The organism is Brachybacterium phenoliresistens (assembly GCF_039530785.1).
Classification (GTDB): domain Bacteria; phylum Actinomycetota; class Actinomycetes; order Actinomycetales; family Dermabacteraceae; genus Brachybacterium; species Brachybacterium phenoliresistens.
In genome coordinates this window covers 130521-147817 of sequence record NZ_BAAAOW010000007.1, presented here as the reverse complement: position 1 = coordinate 147817, position 17297 = coordinate 130521, and the positions used below count along the sequence as shown (strand labels likewise).

Sequence of the window (17297 nt, the reverse complement as noted above, 5' to 3'; positions counted from 1 at the left end):
CTTCCTTCTTGGTCGCGCCGCGACCCGGTCTGGTGAGGCAACGGGCGGGATGGCACGGACGGATCCCCAGGTCCGTGCCGCCGTAGTCCTTGGAAGATACCCCTGAGCTGCGCAGCTGTCAGCCGTATCGCCGGCGTCTCGCTGGGTCCGTCCCTTGCCCTGACCAGCACCTGTCCCCGCCGTGCCTTAAGGTCAGAGGGACGACGAAGCCAGGGGAAGGGGCGCAGTGGACGCACAGGTTGTCGAGAGCGGGGTGGGCGTGATCTCGCCGGGATCCCTGGTCGTGGTGCGTGACGAGACCTGGTTGGTCACCGCTGTGGAGGACACGGCGGATGGTCCCCTGTACTCCGTCCGCGGCGTCAGCGACTTCGTGAAGGATCAGTCGGCCGCGTTCTACGCCAGTATCGACACGGTTCGTGCGCTGAACCCGGAGGACGCCCGCGTCGTCGCCGACACCTCCCCGCGCTACCGCCGCACTCGCCTGTGGATCGAGGCGACGCTGCGCAAGAGCCCTGTCCCGGTGGACCACCCGGGTCTGACGGTCGCCGCCGACATGCTCGCCGATGACCTCCCGTACCAGTGCGAAGCCGTGGAGCTGGCACTGGACCCCGAGCGTGTGCGCCCCCGTGTGCTGATCGCCGATGCAGTGGGCCTCGGAAAGACTCTCGAGATCGGCATGATCCTGGCGGAGCTGATCCGCCGCGGGAAGGGGCGGCGCATCCTCATCGTGTGCCCGCGTCACGTGCTCGAGCAGATGCAGCACGAGCTGTGGACCCGCTTCGCGATCCCCTTCGTCCGCCTGGACTCCGAGGGCGTGCAGCAGGTCAAGCAGAAGCTGCCGGCCTCCCGGAACCCGTTCACCTTCTTCGAGAAGGTGATCATCTCGATGGACACCCTGAAGCAGGACCGGTTCGTCCACGACCTGCGCCACCACCGCTGGGATGCGGTGGTCATCGACGAGTCCCACAACGTCACCAACCAGTCGACGCAGAACAACCAGCTGGCCCATGTCCTCGCCCCGAACACGGACGCGCTGATCCTCGCCTCGGCCACCCCGCATAACGGCAGCAACGACTCCTTCGCGCAGCTGATCAGCCTGCTGGAGCCCACGGCGGTCTCCCCGAAGCGGGAGATCGCCGAAGGCGCCACCCAGCGCCTCATGATCCGCCGCCACCGCTACTCCGAGTCGGTCAAGGACGTGGTGGGGGACAACTGGGCCGAGCGCCGCCCGCCGGAGATGCTGCCCGTCGAACCCTCCCCGGAGGAGCTCGCCGTCGCTCAGGAGATCTCGGAGATTTGGACCCACCCTGCCGCCGGCTCGGGGCCGATGTCCGGCCGCGGCAGCCAGCTGTTCCCGTGGACCCTCGCGAAGTCCTTCCTCTCCTCCCCGGTTGCGCTCGCGGAGACCCTGACGAACCGCACCCGCGAGCTGCTCGCGAAGGCCGAGTCAGAATCCCTCGACCTGATTCCGGCCACCAGCGAGTACGCCGCGGAGGCCGCGGCTCTCGCCCGGCTCGCGGCCCTGAACAAGGCCTGCATCCCTGACGGAACCGAGCCCCGCTCCGGCAAGTACCGGGCCCTCGTCGACCTGCTGCGCAACAAGGGCGTCTCCCGGACGTCGCCGGAACGCGTGGTCGTCTTCGCCGAGCGCGTCGCGACCCTCAGATGGCTGCGCGCCCACCTTCTCGAAGACCTGCGGCTGAAGGACGACCAGATCGCCGTCCTCCACGGCGGCCTCACCGACGTCGAGCAGCAGCGGGTGGTGGAGTCCTTCAAGCAGTCCTCCTCGCCCATCCGCGTCCTCATCACCGGGGACATCGCCTCCGAGGGCGTGAACCTGCATGCCCAGTGCCACGAGCTGGTCCACTTCGACGTGCCGTGGTCGCTGATCCGCATCGAGCAGCGCAACGGCCGCATCGACCGCTACGGCCAGCGCACACCCCCGCAGATCACCGCGCTGCTGCTGGACCTCTCGCGGATCGACGGCTTCGACGGCGACATCTACGTGCTGCGCCGCCTGCTGGAGCGGGAGAAGGAAGCGCACGAGCAGCTGGGCGACGCCGCTTCCCTCATGCAGAAGTACGACGCCGCCGCGGAAGAGCGCGCCCTCATCGACGTGCTGCGCAACGCCGCCCCCGTCGACGAGGTGCTGCCGGAGGTCTCCTCCCTCAGCCCCATCGGCGACTTCCTCGCGGCATTGCTCGCGGAGGACCAGACCGCACCGCGGCGCCGTGACGGCCACCGCGCCCGGCGCGAAGCGTCCTTCGCCACGGGCCTGTTCCGCAGCGACGCCGACTTCCTGCTGAACGGCCTCACCGAACTGCACCCCGAGCCCGGCCGGCCCGTCGCCCAGGGTGGCGTGGACTTGATCCTCGACCAGGCCACGGGGCTCATCCAGTTCACCCCGCGGGAGGACCTGACTCGCCGCCTCGAGCACCTGCCGCAGTCCTATCTGAAGGACCGGCGCGTGCTGGAGACCGTCCGGCTCACCTCCCGGCGGGACGTCGCCTCCCAGCGCCTGCGCGCCGCCCTCACCGACGACACCGGCACCAACTGGCCCGACGTCCACTTCCTGGGCCCCCTGCACCCGGTCCTCGACTGGATCAGCGACCGCACCCTGGCCGGCCTGCCCAGCGGCGAGGTCTTCGCCATCCACGGCGAGGTGGACCGCCCCTGGGTGATCTTCCAGGGCACACTCACCACCGAGCGCGGTCAGATCGTCTCCGCGACTGTCCTGGGCATCGCTGACGACGACGGCACCCCGCGTGCCCTCCAGCACACCGCGCCCTCGGCCCTCTTCGAGGAGATCGGGCTGGGACCGGGGTCCATCGGCACCGCAGTCGAGGAACCTGGCCGGTACCAGGCGCTGCTGCGCGCCGCCGTCCCCGTCGCCCGCACGTTCATGGAGGAGCAGATCGCCCCTGAGCTCAAGGCCCGCGCCCGAGCCCGCGTCGACCGCTGGCACCAGGAGCAGCTGCGCTGGGAGGCCGATGCCGCACACACCCGCGGCCAGTCGGCCCTGCTGCTGGCCACCCGTGACGCCATCGAGGTGGAGAAGAAGCTCGTCACCGAGATGCTGCCGGACCGCACCTTCGTGCGCCCGCTGCTCGTCGTCGTCCCCCGCACGGAAGCCTGAGGAGGATCCCTGTGGCCATCAGCGATGCCCTGTACGTCGTCGAGGACTGGATCAGCGAGCACTACTTCATCTCCGAGGATCGGGCCGGCTCCTTCGCGGCCCGCACCCGCGGCCTGATGGACCGCTGGCGCGAGACCTCCGAGGAGACCCCCTCATGGCGCAACCCCCGTGAGCGCTTCACCAGCTCCCGCACCGCCCTGCTCTCCCGCCTGCTGGACCTGCAGGCCGATGCCGCCGCGCTGCCCGAGCAGGCCGCGAGCGCCGAACGCCGAGAGCTGCTCGCCGAGCGTTCGAACGCCGCGGCCGATTCCCTCCGCGCGATCCTCGGCTACACCGACGACCCGGCCGACGGCTCCGCACCTGCTCCCGAGCGCTGGGACGTGCACGTCACCGGTCCGCTGCGCCGCTACGCGACCCGCGGCGTGGACGAGGCGCCGCTGGCGATGCTCGACGCGCTCGCCGCCGAGGATGTCGGGGACGTGCTGTCCAAGCACGCCGGCCACCTCCCGGCCGATGTGGTCCTGCACGAGGGCACGGAGCAGGAGCAGGTCCTCACCACCGTCCCGCAGGTGCTCTCCGCCCTGTCCGTGGACCGCGACGCCCCCGAGTTCCTGCTGGTCCTCGCCGGCCGCTACGCGGTGCTGACCTCCGCCCGACTGTGGCCGCAGGGCCGCTACCTGGTGGCCGACGTCCAGACCATCGCCGAGCGGAACGACCTCAAGCGCGGGGGAGAGGTCGAGCGGATGCTCGCCGCCCTCAGCGCCGACTCCCTGGCACCGGATGCGAATTCGCAGATCTGGTGGAGCGAGACCGTGGCCGAGTCGATCAGCAATGCCGTGGGCGTCTCCGCGGACCTGCGCGACGGGGTCCGCGAGAGCATCGAGATCATCGCCAACGAGGTCCTCGAGCGGCGCCGCGCCCAGGGCCTCGCGCCGCTGCCGAACGAGCAGGCGCAGAACCTCGCCCTGCAGGCGCTGCGGTACCTCTACCGGATCCTGTTCCTGCTGTACGCGGAGGCGAGCCCCGAGCTGGGGGTCCTCCCCATCGGCACGCCCGAGTACCAGGCCGGCTACTCGGTGGACCGCCTGCGCGACCTCACCCAGCGGGAGGTCCCGCTCTCCGCGGCGGACGGCACCTATCTGTACGAGTCCCTCGAGCTGCTGTTCCGCCTGGTCAACACGGGCCACGGAGCCCCGCAGGAGGAGCTGGAGGACGGGAAGGCAGCCCAGCACGGCAGCGGCACCCTCGTCTTCGAGAATCTCGAGGCGGATCTCTTCGCCCCGGAGCGCACCTGGCTCATCGACGAGGTGCAGCTGGGCAACGCCGCCCTGCAGAAGGTGCTCGAGAACCTCCTGCTGTCCAAGGAGAAGAAGGGCAAGGCCCGCGGCTTCATCAGCTACGTGGCGCTGGGAATCAACCAGCTTGGCGCCGTGTACGAGTCGCTCATGAGCTACACCGGTTCCTTCGCGGACCAGGACCTCGTGGAGGTCGCCCGCAACGGCGACCCGAAGGGCGGTTCCTGGGTGGTGCCGGTGGATCGCGTGGACGAGTCCATGCGCCCCCACCTGGTGATGGTCGAGGACGAGTACGGCCAGAAGACGCCGCGCACCTACCGCCACGGCGAGTTCGTCTTCCGCCTCTCCGGTCGCGCCCGCCAGCAGTCCGCCTCCTACTACTCACCGGAGGTGATCACGAAGTTCACCGTCTCCCAGGGCCTCGCGGAGCTGCTGGACCCCGTGGTCACCGAGGAGACGGAACTTCCCCGGGGCGCCGAGATCTTCGATGACAAGGACTTCGACGGCAACCCCATCCGCCGACGCCGTACCACCGCCGCGGAGATCCTCGAGATGTCGATCTGCGAGCCGGCCCTCGGCTCCGGCGCGTTCGCCATCGAAGCCGTCCGGCAGCTGGCAGAGGAGTACCTGACTCGCCGCCAGGCTGAGCTGGACACCCGCATCGCCCCGGACGCGTACGCGCAGGAGCTGCAGCGAGTCAAGGCGTACATTGCCCTGCACAACGTGTACGGGGTGGACCTGAACCCGACCGCGGTGGAGCTGGCGGAGGTGTCGCTGTGGTTGGACACCATGGCCCCCGGGCTGAAGGCACCGTGGTTCGGCCTGCGGCTGCGCGCCGGCAACTCCCTGATCGGTGCCCGGCACAGCATCTATTCGCGCGCCTCACTGGACAAGCAGCGCCTAAAGGACGTCGTCCAGACGTCGCCGCAGCCGCTGCCGGTGACGACGGCGCGGGAGGACTCGGCCGAGGACGGCAAGCGGCCCAGCGTCTCCGGCGGGATCTTCCACTTCCTCCTGCCGGGGGAGGGGTGGCTCGCCGCCGCCTCCGACACAGAGATCAAGAAGCTCACCCCGGTGCAGGCCAAGGATCTGCGGGACCACGCGAAGGGCTTGGGGAAGAAGCTTACGAAAGCCCAGCTGGACCGCCTGGAGGTGCTGTCGCAGCGGGTGGAGGAACTGTGGAACCTGGCGCTGCGCCGTGTCGTCGCGGCGGAGGCCAACGCCCGCCGCGCCATCCTCGTGTGGGGAGCGGAGACCACCGAGGGCGGGGAGGTGACCCGCGCCCAGATCGAGCTGAGCCTGAACGACCCGAACTCCTCCTACCAGCGACTGCGCCTAGTGATGGACGCCTGGTGCGCCCTGTGGTTCTGGCCCGTCCTGCCCGACGACGAGGTCTCACCGCCGACGTTTGAGGAGTGGCTGGACACGCTCGAGAAGATTCTGGGCCGCTCCCTTGCGATCGTTGCCCACAAGGGGAAGGACAAGGGCCCCGGCTCCGCGCAGATCGCCGTGGACGATGTGCGGACCTGGCAGGGTCTCGACTCCATCGAGATGATGTTTCTCGTCGGCGGGGCTGCCGACATCGACGTGCTTGTGACCGAGACGCCGTGGCTGCAGCGCGTGCGGGACATCGCTCGGGAACAGCGCTTCTTCCACTGGGAGCTGGACTTTGCCGCCGCCTTCGACCGTGGCGGGTTCGACCTGCAGGTGGGAAACCCGCCGTGGGTGCGGCCGGACCTCGATGTCGCCTCGCTGCTCGCCGAGTACGACCCGTGGTGGGTGCTCGCGAACAAGCCCAGTGAAGCGGCGAAGAGAGAGCGCCGAGAATCCACGCTCGCGCGTGACGGTGCTGCAAGGTCGCTGCTGCTCGGCACCAGAGACGTGGCCGCGACGGCTGAGTTCGTGGGAAGTAACGCTGTGTTCCCTGAGATGGAGGGGACGCGTCCCGACCTCTACCGGAACTTCATGGCACGCACCTGGGCCAGTATGGCCGACGGCGGAGTCGTCGCAATCATCCATCCCGCCTCGCACCTCTCCGACGCGAAGGCCTACGTGCTGCGCGGAGCGACGTACTCGCGTTTGCGGCGGCACTGGCGCTTCATCAACGAACTTCAACTGTTCCGCGAGATCCATCACCTGGTCATCTACTCGATCAACGTCTATTCGAATGCGGGTGACATCGACTTCCTTAGTGCAACGGCTATCTTCCATCCCGCAGTAGTCGAAGGGGCATTGCGACATGATGGTTCCGGACCGCAGCCTGGGTTCAAGGACGCAGAGGGTAGATGGGACATCACTCCGCACCTTGCGCGCGTTCAGCGGATCGGGCGGCGGCAGCTCGAGCTGTGGCATACACTTATGGAAGGTGGCGACTCCGAAGTACCGGTCAGGCAGAGTCGAATGCTCTCGATCGTCAATGCCGCTTCGGCTCAGACGCTCGAATTGCTATCCCGCTCCCGCCCGATGGGATCGCTTGAACCGAAATTTTCCACTGGATGGAATGAAACCACGGATCGAGCCAAGGGGTACTTTGAAAGCCGCTGGGGAGCCCCCGAGTCTTGGGGGGACGTGATCATGCAGGGCGGGATGTTCGGTGTTGCTACGCCTTTTCTTGCTGCGCGCAACAAGACCATGGCTCACCAGCAGGACTATTCGCGGGTCGACCTCGAGGAGCTTGGGTCCGACGTGGTTCCAATCACGGAGTACAAGCCGATCTACAGAGCATGCAACGATGATGCGTTCTCTAGTGTGCCCGACATTGGCTTCTATGATGCGAATTACGGCGAGTGGGTGCTCTCATATGACCACACAGGTAAGGCCGACGAGACGGTCAGGGTGCGGGACCATTACCGGGTGATGTGGCGGGCGATGGCGGCAACAACAGGGGAGAGGACTTTGATTCCGGCAGTTTTTCCGCCTGGGGCCGCTGCTGTGCATTCTGTTGCTGCATATGGGTTTCCCCGACGCCCAGCAAACAACTTGGCGCTCGCAACGGCCGCAATGTCGTCGCTTCTTGCCGACTTCATGGTCCGAACTTCCGTGGGCTCAACTATCTCTCCGTCGGCCATCGACCGTCTTCCCTTAATTACCGCAACCCACTCCCTCGCCCCCGCCGCAATCCTGCGCACCCTCCGCCTGAACTGCCTCACCAACGCCTACGCGAACCTCTGGAGGGACTGCTACGACCCGTCCTTCACCGCCGACTCCTGGACCGGAGGCCTGGACCGACCGAATCGTCCGGCGCTCGACGCCGTCGACCCCGAGTGGACCGCCGCGACGCCGCTGCGCATCGACGAGGACCGCCGCCAGGCGCTGGTGGAGATCGACGCGATCATGGCGATCGTTACCGGGATCTCCATCGACGACCTGGTCACGATCTACCGCACCCAATTCGGGGTTCTCAACGACTACGACCGCGGCGAGGGCAAGAAGGCATACATCTTCGACGCCAACGGCCGGCAGATCCCCAGCGCGGTGCGCATCGCCTGGAACAAGGCGGGCCGTCCCGAGACGGGCCTGCCGCTCGAGGACCGCACAGCCGTGCACCCCAGCGCCACAGGAAATGGCCGCACCATCGTGTACGAGCAGCCGTTCCGGATCCTCGACCGCGAGGCGGACATGCGCACCGCCTACGCCGAGTTCCAGCGACGCATGGAGGAGAGCTCATGACGGAGCTGCTGCCCACCCGGCAGGCCGCCGACCTGCGCCGGGCCGTACTCGATTACGTGACCACGGCGATCTCCCTCGCCGACCCGTCCGTAGGCACGGCCCTGGACGCCTTCCTCGAGCACGAGGACGCGGGCATCTTCAAAGGGCCCTACATCCGCACCCGCCTGCCCTTCGCCGCCGGGGTCAGCGCGCAGGAAGCCCGCACCCTCGTCCCGACCCTGCCGGAATGGTTCGCGCCCTACGCCCACCAGGCGACCGCATTCTCCCGCCTCACCACGAATCCGGTCGTGCCGGGGGAGCAGGACGAGCACGGGCTGCGCCTGCCGCAGCCCACCATCGTCACCACCGGCACCGGATCCGGGAAGACCGAGTCCTTCCTCTATCCGGTGCTGGACCACGTGTCGAGGGCGCGCAGCGCCGGGATCGGGGGGATCAAGGCGCTGATCCTCTACCCGATGAACGCGCTGGCCAACGATCAGGCGGGGCGTCTCGCCGAGGCCATCACCGGCACCCCCGCTTACCGGGGCATCACCGCCGCCCTCTACACCGGAGAGGCTTCCGCTCAACCCTCCACGGTCGTCACCGAGAAGAGCCTGATCACCGACCGGGAGATGATCCGCGGCAGCGTCCCGGACATCCTGTTGACGAACTACAAGATGCTGGACCAGCTGCTGCTGCGCCGCGCCGATCGCCCCCTGTGGGAGGCCTCCGCGGCCTCGCTGCGCTACCTGATCCTCGACGAGTTCCACACCTACGACGGCGCCCAGGGCACGGACGTCGGCATGCTGCTGCGACGCCTGCGGCTGGTGCTGGACACCGTCGCCCCTGGTCGCGTGCACATCACCCCGGTCGCTACCAGCGCCACCCTGGGTGACGGCGACGATGCCGCCGGGGAGATGCTCGAGTTCGCCCAGACGGTGTTCGGCAGTCCGATCGGCTCCGACGCGGTCATCACCGAGACCCGCGTCGGGCTGGGCGACTTTCTGACCCCCGCGACCGCCGCGATCACCATGGTCCACGGGACCCGCGCGCCCCTCACGCCCGCAACGCTGACGGCCGAGGACATGCGCACCGTGAGCGATCGGCATCTGGAGCCCGGCACTGCGGTCGATGCCGACACTCTCACCCGGGACCTGCTGGACGTGCTGTGGCGCAGCGATGACCCCGATGTTCCCGCGACCCGGACCGCCGCCGTCCACGGCATCTCCGTGCGGGACCTGCTGCTCGGGCACGAGACCATTGGCACGCTGCTCGCCCGGACGACGACGGCCACGGCGCTCGACGAACTCGCCCGAGGCATCTTCTCGACCATCACCGATGACAGTGTCGCCCGCGAGTTCACCACGGTTCTGCTCGCCGCGCTCTCGCACGAGCGGGCCCGCAAGGACGCCCCCCGCAACTCCTTCCCCTCGCTCGAGGCGCATCTCTGGCTGCGGGAGATCACCCGCGTGGACCGTCTTGTCGACACCGCGCCTGCGTTCCAGTGGTCGGATGCGGCCGATGAGGAGAGCGGCCGGGCACTCCCTGCCATCTACTGCCGCCACTGCGGCCGGTCCGGCTGGGGCGCGACCACGCGGGCCGTCGGAGACGACCTCGAGCTCACCCCCGACAAGATCCGCCAGGACGCCTTCCACAACAAGCAGCGGTTCCGCGCGCTGATCCTCGACATCACCACCCGCGAGGAGGCCGCGGACCGCACCACCGAGGAATCCTCCCGCCGCCGCTTTCTCAACCTCAACTCCGCCACTCTCGACGTGCACAGCCCCCTTGAAGGCGATCCGGATGCGAACGCCATCCAGGTTCTCGTTTTCGCGGGCCTCGACGCCGGGGAGAAGGCGCTCGAGGACACCTGCCCTGCCTGCGGGGAGAAGGACGGCATCCGCTTCCTCGGCACCAGCCTCGCGACGCTCCTCTCGGTCGCGCTGACCAGCCTGTTCGGCACGCCCGGACTCGACATGCGCGAGAAGAAGGCGCTCGTCTTCACCGACTCCGTGCAGGACGCGGCCCATCGGGCGGGCTTCGTCGAGGCCCGCTCCCACAGCCTCACCCTGCGTTCGGCGATCCACAGCGCGCTGTGGGCGGAGCCCGCCACGATCGACCAGATCGTCGACCGGATGATCGCCGCTGCCCAGGACGACGAGCAGCGCTACCGGCTGCTGCACCCCACCATCACCGACTCCGAACGGCTCGCCCCGTTCTGGCACCAGGACCCCGTCCGCCGCCGCGGCATCCGCTCCGAGAAGCGGCGCCGCGCCGAGGAACTGGTCCGGTCCCGCCTCCGCTTCGACGTGGGCCTCGAACTGGGCCTGACAGGTCAGGTGGGCCGCACGCTCCTGCTCACCGGATCGGCTCAGGCCCAGGTCCGCGCCACATACGGCGAACTCGACCAGGCCGCTGACCGCGCCCTCGGCGCGAGCGCGCCCCTGCTGGACGGGGACAGCGCCGCCCAGCGGCGCCGCTGGGTCCGCGGGATCCTCGAACGACTGCGCACCCACGGCGCGATCAGCCACCCCTGGCTGAAGAAGTTCCGCGAGGACGGCGGGCCGCTGTACCGGCTGTGGGGCGGCCGCCCCGAGCGGGACGTCATGCCCGCCTTCCCGCCCGGGCGGGCCATCCCGCAGCTGCCCAGTATCGGCCCCCGCGGCAAGAGCTGCGAGTTCGAGGATGCCGCCTCCCGCGGCAGCTGGTACGCCGACTGGACCGCCCGCGCCCTGGGCCGAGACCGCAGCACCGCCGCGACCTTCCTGCGCCCCCTGCTGGACGGCCTTGTCGAGCTGGGGATCCTCGACGTGGTCACGGCGGGGACCGGAGGGCAGTTGCGCAGCTTCGCCGTGCTTCCTGACCGGCTCGAGGGCTGCCTGCCCAGCACCGCCACTGCCGATGCCGACGCTCTCACGCCCTCGCTCACCTGCTCCGAGTGCCGCGAGACCGTCACGGGCACCACGCACAGCCTCGCGCAGCTGGACGGCGGTCCCTGCCTGCGCTTCCGCTGCCCAGGACGGCTGCACCTGCATGGGATCCGCTCCACCTACTACCGCTCCCTCTACCAGGGGGACATGCGGCGCGTCGTCGCCCGTGAGCACACCTCCCTGCTCACCACCGAGGACCGCCTCGCCCACGAGACCCAGTTCAAGAACAGCTCCGAGGATCCGGGCGCCCCCAACGTCCTGGTCGCCACTCCTACCCTCGAGATGGGTATCGACATCGGCGATCTGTCCACCGTGCTGCTCGCCTCGGTCCCGAGGACCGTCGCCAGCTACTTGCAGCGTGTGGGCCGCGCGGGCCGCCTCACCGGCAACTCGCTGGACGTCACGCTGGTCGCAGGCCGCGGCCGCACCGCAGGCCTCTTCTACGACCCGCTCGACCTGCTCAACGGCACTGTCCGCGCCCCCGGTGCGTACCTCTCGGCCGAGGAGATCCTGCGCCGGCAATTCCTGGCCTCCGTCATGGACGCCCTCGCCGGAGACGAGCGCATCACCCCGCCCGCCCGCACCACGCCGATCCTCGCCGACGTCGGCCCCGGCACCTACCTGGGGCAGGTCGTCGAGGAGTTGCAGCAGCGCGGCCCCGCGTACGTCGACCGGTTCCTCGCACAGTTCACCATCGGCGCCCACGCCTGGGACGGCCTGACCGAGCAGGCGCGCGACGCACTGCGGGCCTGGGCGCTGCCCGACGCGGAGGGCCGCAGCGGCCTCGTCACGACCATCGAGCGCGCCGCCGGTGCCTGGCGGGACAAGCGGGACGAGCTGCGCCGCCGGCGCGCCCGGATCCAGGACAACCTCGACGAGCTCGAGGCTGTGCCCGATCCGGAAGCGCGCGAGGAAACCCGTCGCGTGCTCGAGGCGGAGAACCTCCTCATCTCCGCCGAGCAGGAGATCCTCGGCGACGAGACCGTGCTCACCGAGGAGGAGCGCGAGGCGGAGCGCCGTCGCCTGCGCGGCACCGCCGGGCGCCTCAGCGCCGAGGCCGCCGCCGTCGACACCGCCCACTGGATCGGCGTGCTCGAGATGCACGGCCTGCTGCCCAACTTCACCCTGGTCGACGACGCCGTCGCCCTCGAAGCGACCGTCATCTGGCAGGACGACGACGGCACCTGGCAGCACGTCGCCGCGACCTACGGCCGCTCCGGCATGGCGGCCCTGACGGAGCTCGCCCCCGGGGCGCACTTCTACGCCCACGGCCGCGAGCTCGTGATCGACGCCGTGGACATCGGCGTGGGCGGCAGCGGACTGCACCGCACCGCCTTCTGCCCCCGCTGCGGCTTCGTTCAGCAGTTCGAACACGATGCCCCGCCCCGCTCCTGCCCGAAGTGCCGGTCACAGGAGATCGCCGATGCCGGCCAGCACCGCGACGTCATCGACCTGACCCGCGTCTACTCGACCATGAACCGCAGCCGCACGCGGATCGGCGACTCCCGCGACGACCGCGAACGCGTCCGCTTCGAGACGGCCCTGTCCGCCTCCTTCCACGAGGCGACGCCCCTGCAGCGGTGGAGCGTGCCCGGCACCGGGTTCGGGATGGCCCTGGACCGCGGCACCACCCTGACCCGTCTGAACCTCGGCCGCCCCCACCAGGTCGCCGAGACGATCCGCATCTCCGGGCAGGACCGCACCGCCCCTGGGTTCCTCATCTGCCAGGAGTGCGGGCACCACGACACCGACACGGACGGCAACAAGCCCCAGGACCATCAGGCCTGGTGCTCGCTGCGCTACGAGCGCGAGGGGCGGAACGTTCCCGTGCTCCTGTCCCGCACCGTGCAGACCGAGACCGTGCTCATCACGCTTCCCGGCGAGGTCCTCGAGGACCCCTCCGGTGCGCTGCTGATCAACCTCAGCGCGGCCCTCCAGCTGGGCATCGAGACCCGCTTCGGCGGCAGCATCGGCAACGTAGAGCTCGACGTCATCGCACACCCCCAGCACAGCGGGAGCTCCGCGGTGCTGCTGTCCGACTCGATCCCCGGCGGCACCGGCTACCTCATGGAGCTCGCGTCCCCGCAGAGCGCCTGGGACATCCTCGTCGAGGCCCTCGACGCTCTCGAGGCGTGTCTCTGCCAGGACGAGGGCCTCGCGGCCTGCCACCGATGCCTGCTGCCCTACGTCCGTCCGGACGAGTACCCGCAGATGCGTCGGCTGGATGCGATCGAGGCGCTGCAGATCCTCCTGCGCGCCGATCGGCCGCAGAAGGGCGAGATGACCTGGGCCGTGGAGGAGAAGCAGCCCGAGTCCGTCTCCCCGTCCGAGTCGGCACTCGAAGCGCGCTTCCGGCGTGCGTTCATGGCCGCCGCCGGCGAGATCGAGGGGGCCAGCGTGAGCACCCACGGCAGCTCCGTGAGCGTGCGCACCGCCAGCCGCACCTACACGCTGAGCGCGCAGGTCGATATCGTCGGGACGCGCCCCGATTTCGTGCTCACCTGGTCCGGGGCCGATGTGGAGGGCATCGCGATCTACACCGACGGCCGCGCCTTCCACGCCACCACCGGAAACAACCGGGTGGGCGACGACGCCGTCAAGCGCATGCGCCTTCGCCGCGCCGGCTACGTCGTCCTCACCGTCACCCACGCCGACCTCGAAGAGGATTCGGCCCGGCGCACGGACCCGAAGCGGGCCTACACCACGCCCCTGCCGAGTCCGCTGGTCGAGGCGACGGTCCAGAGGTGGGCCGAGCGCACCATCACCACGCGCCGACTGGCGCCGATGTTGCGGGCCACACCGATGGAGGTCCTCCTGGACGTTCTGCAGCACGGGACAACCGAGCGGCTCCAGCAGCTCGGCGACGAGCTGCCGCAGCTGCTCGTCTCAGGACTGGACCACTCCTCCTTAACCGTCGCCGACCTTGACGCGCTCGAGACCATCGCCGCTGATCTCCTGCGCGGGAAGCCGATGGAGGCGAAGAAGTACAGCACACACCTCGTCGTGGGCCGCCGCTGCGACGAGCTGGCGGCCGTGGGCTACATCGACCTCGGCCTGCGCCACCTCACCCTGGTCCTCGACGACCGCGAGGCGGCGATGCATCGGCCCACCTTCGAGGACTCCTGGCGCACCTGGGCGCAGATGGCGAACCTCGCCCAGGGGGACCCGCACGGCGGCACGCTGCGCCTGACCACGATGAGCCTCGTCGAGTCCGGCATCGACGTCACCGTCGATGCGCAGCTCCCCGCAGCTGCGCCGAACGCCCCCGCGCAGGAGCCCTCGAGACAGGTCGCGGACGCGTCAGGCAAGCCGACCGTCGCACCGTCTGCTCCTGTCGATGCCGATGCACTCCCGGGTGGAGCTCCGGTCGCGGACGCCGAGAACACCCGACACAGGCAGCAGGCCGACTACATGGTCCTCGCCGAGCCCACGGCAGTCGATGCCAGCGGCCTTCCGCCCCAGTGGCAGGAACCGTACGAGGAGGTCATCACCGACACCGAGCGCGCGATCATCGTGGCTGCCGCCCGGCTCGGCATGGACGTACCGGTGATCGGCGAAGAGTTCGGGCCCGGCATCCCCCTGGACATCGCCTGGCCGGACCTGCAGCGAGCCTACGTGGTGGAAGCACTCCCGCAGCGGGATCTGGCCGCCCTCGAGAAGGACGGCTGGAGGATCGTCGGACCCGGTGCCGACAATGTCCTCGAGGCCTTGGGACTGACGGAAGGATCTGTCCGATGAGCGACGGCATCATCTCCATCTCCGATACATTCCTCGAATCGATACCGCGCTCCCTCCTGGGGCAGGTCACCTCGACCCTCAACCTGCTGCGCACCACCCCTGAGTCCCCGGGCCTGCATGTCGAGCCCATACACCAGGCGGCCGATGACCGGATCCGCTCGATCCGCGTCAACAAGCAGTACCGGATTCTTGCGTTCCGTCTGAACTCTTCGGGCCAGGATCTGTGGCTCGCCGAGGGCGTCTACGACCACGACGACGCCTACCGCCGGGCCCGGAAGCTGTACCTGCGCATGAACCCGGTCTCCGGCACCACGGAGATCCGTACCGACGCGGACGCGCTGCGCGCCGGAGGCCTGTCCGAGTCCGAAGTCCAGGCGCGTGCCGCCGCGCTCGCCGCCGAGCAGCTCGCCGAGTTCCAGCTGCAGGAAGCCGAGCGTCTCGAGCAGGAGCGTCGAGCCGCCGAGATGGCGGAGCCCGACGAGAAGCCGACGGGGGCCCCTGACGCGGGGGAGCAGCAGCCGGGGTCATCACCGGCCCCTGTGGAACAGGCGTCGAGCGCCCAAGCGGGACCGATCGACCAGTCATCGGACGAAGACGGCGGGGCAACGGTGCCGGCCGGGGACGGCAGGACCGGGAGTGTCGGCCGGTCCGGACCGGTCCTCACCGTGACCGCGCAAGAACTCATCGACGTCCTCGGCATCGACCCCGTCCTCGCGGCCGCGGCGGTCGAGGCCGATGAGGCCGTCCTCCTGGACCTCGCGGACGATGCCCGCTCGTGGCAGGGCTCCGCCCTGCTCGACCTCGCGACCGGCAAGACCCTCGACGAGGTGCGCCAGGCGTACTTCACCGGAGTCAGCGGCGGAAGCGATGTCGGGACCCCGTCCTCGACCGACGACATCGTCGAGTCGCTGACCGCGGAGAAGTCCCAGGCCAGCTACCACCTCATCGAGGACGACGACGCTCTCGCCAAGGTGCTCGCCTCCGGGAGCTTCGCCCAGTGGCGCATCTTCCTGCACCCTGAGCAGCGCACCTACGTCTACGTTCGCACCCGCGGTCCCTACCGGCTCACCGGCGGCGCCGGGACCGGCAAGACGGTGGTCCTCGTGCACCGAGCGGTGCGCCTGGCCCAGGAGGCGCAGGCGGAAGGACGCGAGGCCCGGATCGTTCTGACCACCTACACGCGCAACCTCGCCGACGCGCTCGAGGAGCAGGTACGCACCCTTGAGCCCGGGGCGCCGCGCACCGACGTGCTGGGCCGTCCCGGGATCCACGTCACCGGCGTGGACCGCATCGCACATGGGGTGATCTCCGGTTCCCGCGCCCTCGCCGCGCCGATGCGCGCGGTCGTCGGCTGGGACACGCGCAGTCCCAAGTACTCGCGCAGCGCCCACGACTGGGAGATCGCGATCGCTGCGGCCGTCGCCGCTGGCGCGGTGCGCGACCGCACCCAGGCGCACACCAGCGCCGCGTTCCTCGCGGACGAGTACCGCGAGGTGATCCTCCCGCACCGGATCCACGACGAGACCTGGTACCTCCGGGTGCCGCGCGGTGGTCGCGGGACTCGCCTGGGTCGCAACCAGCGCCGCGAGGTGTGGGCAATCGTCGCCGCGTACCGGGAGGGCGGACGACGCTCCGCGAGCATCGACTGGGACGAGACCTCGGCCATCGCCGCTGCGGTGCTCGATGCGCAGGCCGAGGCGACGGGGGAGAGGCCCGCCGATCACGTCCTCGTGGACGAGGGGCAGGACCTGCGGCCCACGCAGTGGCAGCTGCTGCGAGCGTTGGTCGCTGAGGGCGATGACGACATGTTCATCGCCGAGGACTCCCACCAGCGCATCTACTCCAATCCCGTGAAGCTGGGCCGGTACGGCATCGGGATCCGCGGTCGCTCGCGGCGCCTCAAGCTCAACTACCGCACCACCGCACAGAACCTGGCTTTCGCGGTGAACGTGCTGAAGGGCGGCGATTTCGACATCGCCGCCATGGAGGACGATGCGGACGAGACCGGCACCCCGCTCGAGCACAGCGGGGACCACGGCGCCTACCGGTCCGCCCGCAGCGGCCCCGAGGTGCTGCTGCTGCCGGCCCGTGACCTCGCCGATGAGCTCGAGCAGGTCGCCGCGCTGTTGCGCGACTGGGCCGAGGAGATGGGCCCGGACGAGGATCTCTCCACCATCGGACTGCTGACCCGGTGGGCCTCGACCCGCGACCTTCTCGTGCGCGGGCTCGACGACCGCGGCATCCCTGTCGCCTCGGTGGACCGGAACGTCGCATATCGCAAGGGCGCGCCGCTGGCGATGACCTTCCACCGGGCCAAGGGCATGGAGTTCACCCGAGTGGTCCTGTTCGGTATCGATGCCGACTCGCTCGACGACCGCCCGGACCGCAGCTATGACGAGCAGACCCACGAGGCGGCGGAACTACAGGAGAGGTCGCTGCTGTACGTGGGGGCGTCGCGGGCCAGGGACCGACTTGCGGTGACTTGGGGAGGGGCTCCCAGTCGAATGCTAGAGGTCGGCGATCTCCGTGGGTGAACGAGGCGGGAGTCGA

General features: G+C 69.6%; 4 protein-coding genes. All 4 read left to right on the top strand.

The window, feature by feature from the left end:
- The first annotated feature begins 226 nt into the window (after positions 1-226).
- From ABD234_RS14625 to ABD234_RS14610, 4 genes are read left to right on the top strand one after another with little or no spacing between them, the layout of a single operon-like run.
- Positions 227-3136 carry a DEAD/DEAH box helicase gene (locus tag ABD234_RS14625; RefSeq protein WP_344357656.1) on the top strand — a complete coding sequence of 970 codons (2910 nt, stop codon included), beginning with the start codon at positions 227-229 and terminating at the stop codon, positions 3134-3136.
- Between the two features lie 11 nt (positions 3137-3147).
- Complete coding sequence (locus ABD234_RS14620) at positions 3148-8100, top strand: restriction endonuclease (RefSeq protein ID WP_344357653.1); 4953 nt, start codon at positions 3148-3150, stop codon at positions 8098-8100.
- Positions 8097-14747 (top strand): DEAD/DEAH box helicase, encoded by a 6651-nt coding sequence (locus tag ABD234_RS14615; RefSeq protein ID WP_344357649.1) that lies wholly within the window; start codon positions 8097-8099, stop codon positions 14745-14747. Before ABD234_RS14620 ends, ABD234_RS14615 begins: the two co-directional genes overlap by 4 nt.
- Entirely contained in the window at positions 14744-17281 is a 2538-nt protein-coding gene (locus tag ABD234_RS14610; protein ID WP_344357646.1) for a UvrD-helicase domain-containing protein, read from the top strand. Before ABD234_RS14615 ends, ABD234_RS14610 begins: the two co-directional genes overlap by 4 nt.
- Positions 17282-17297 lie beyond the last annotated feature (16 nt).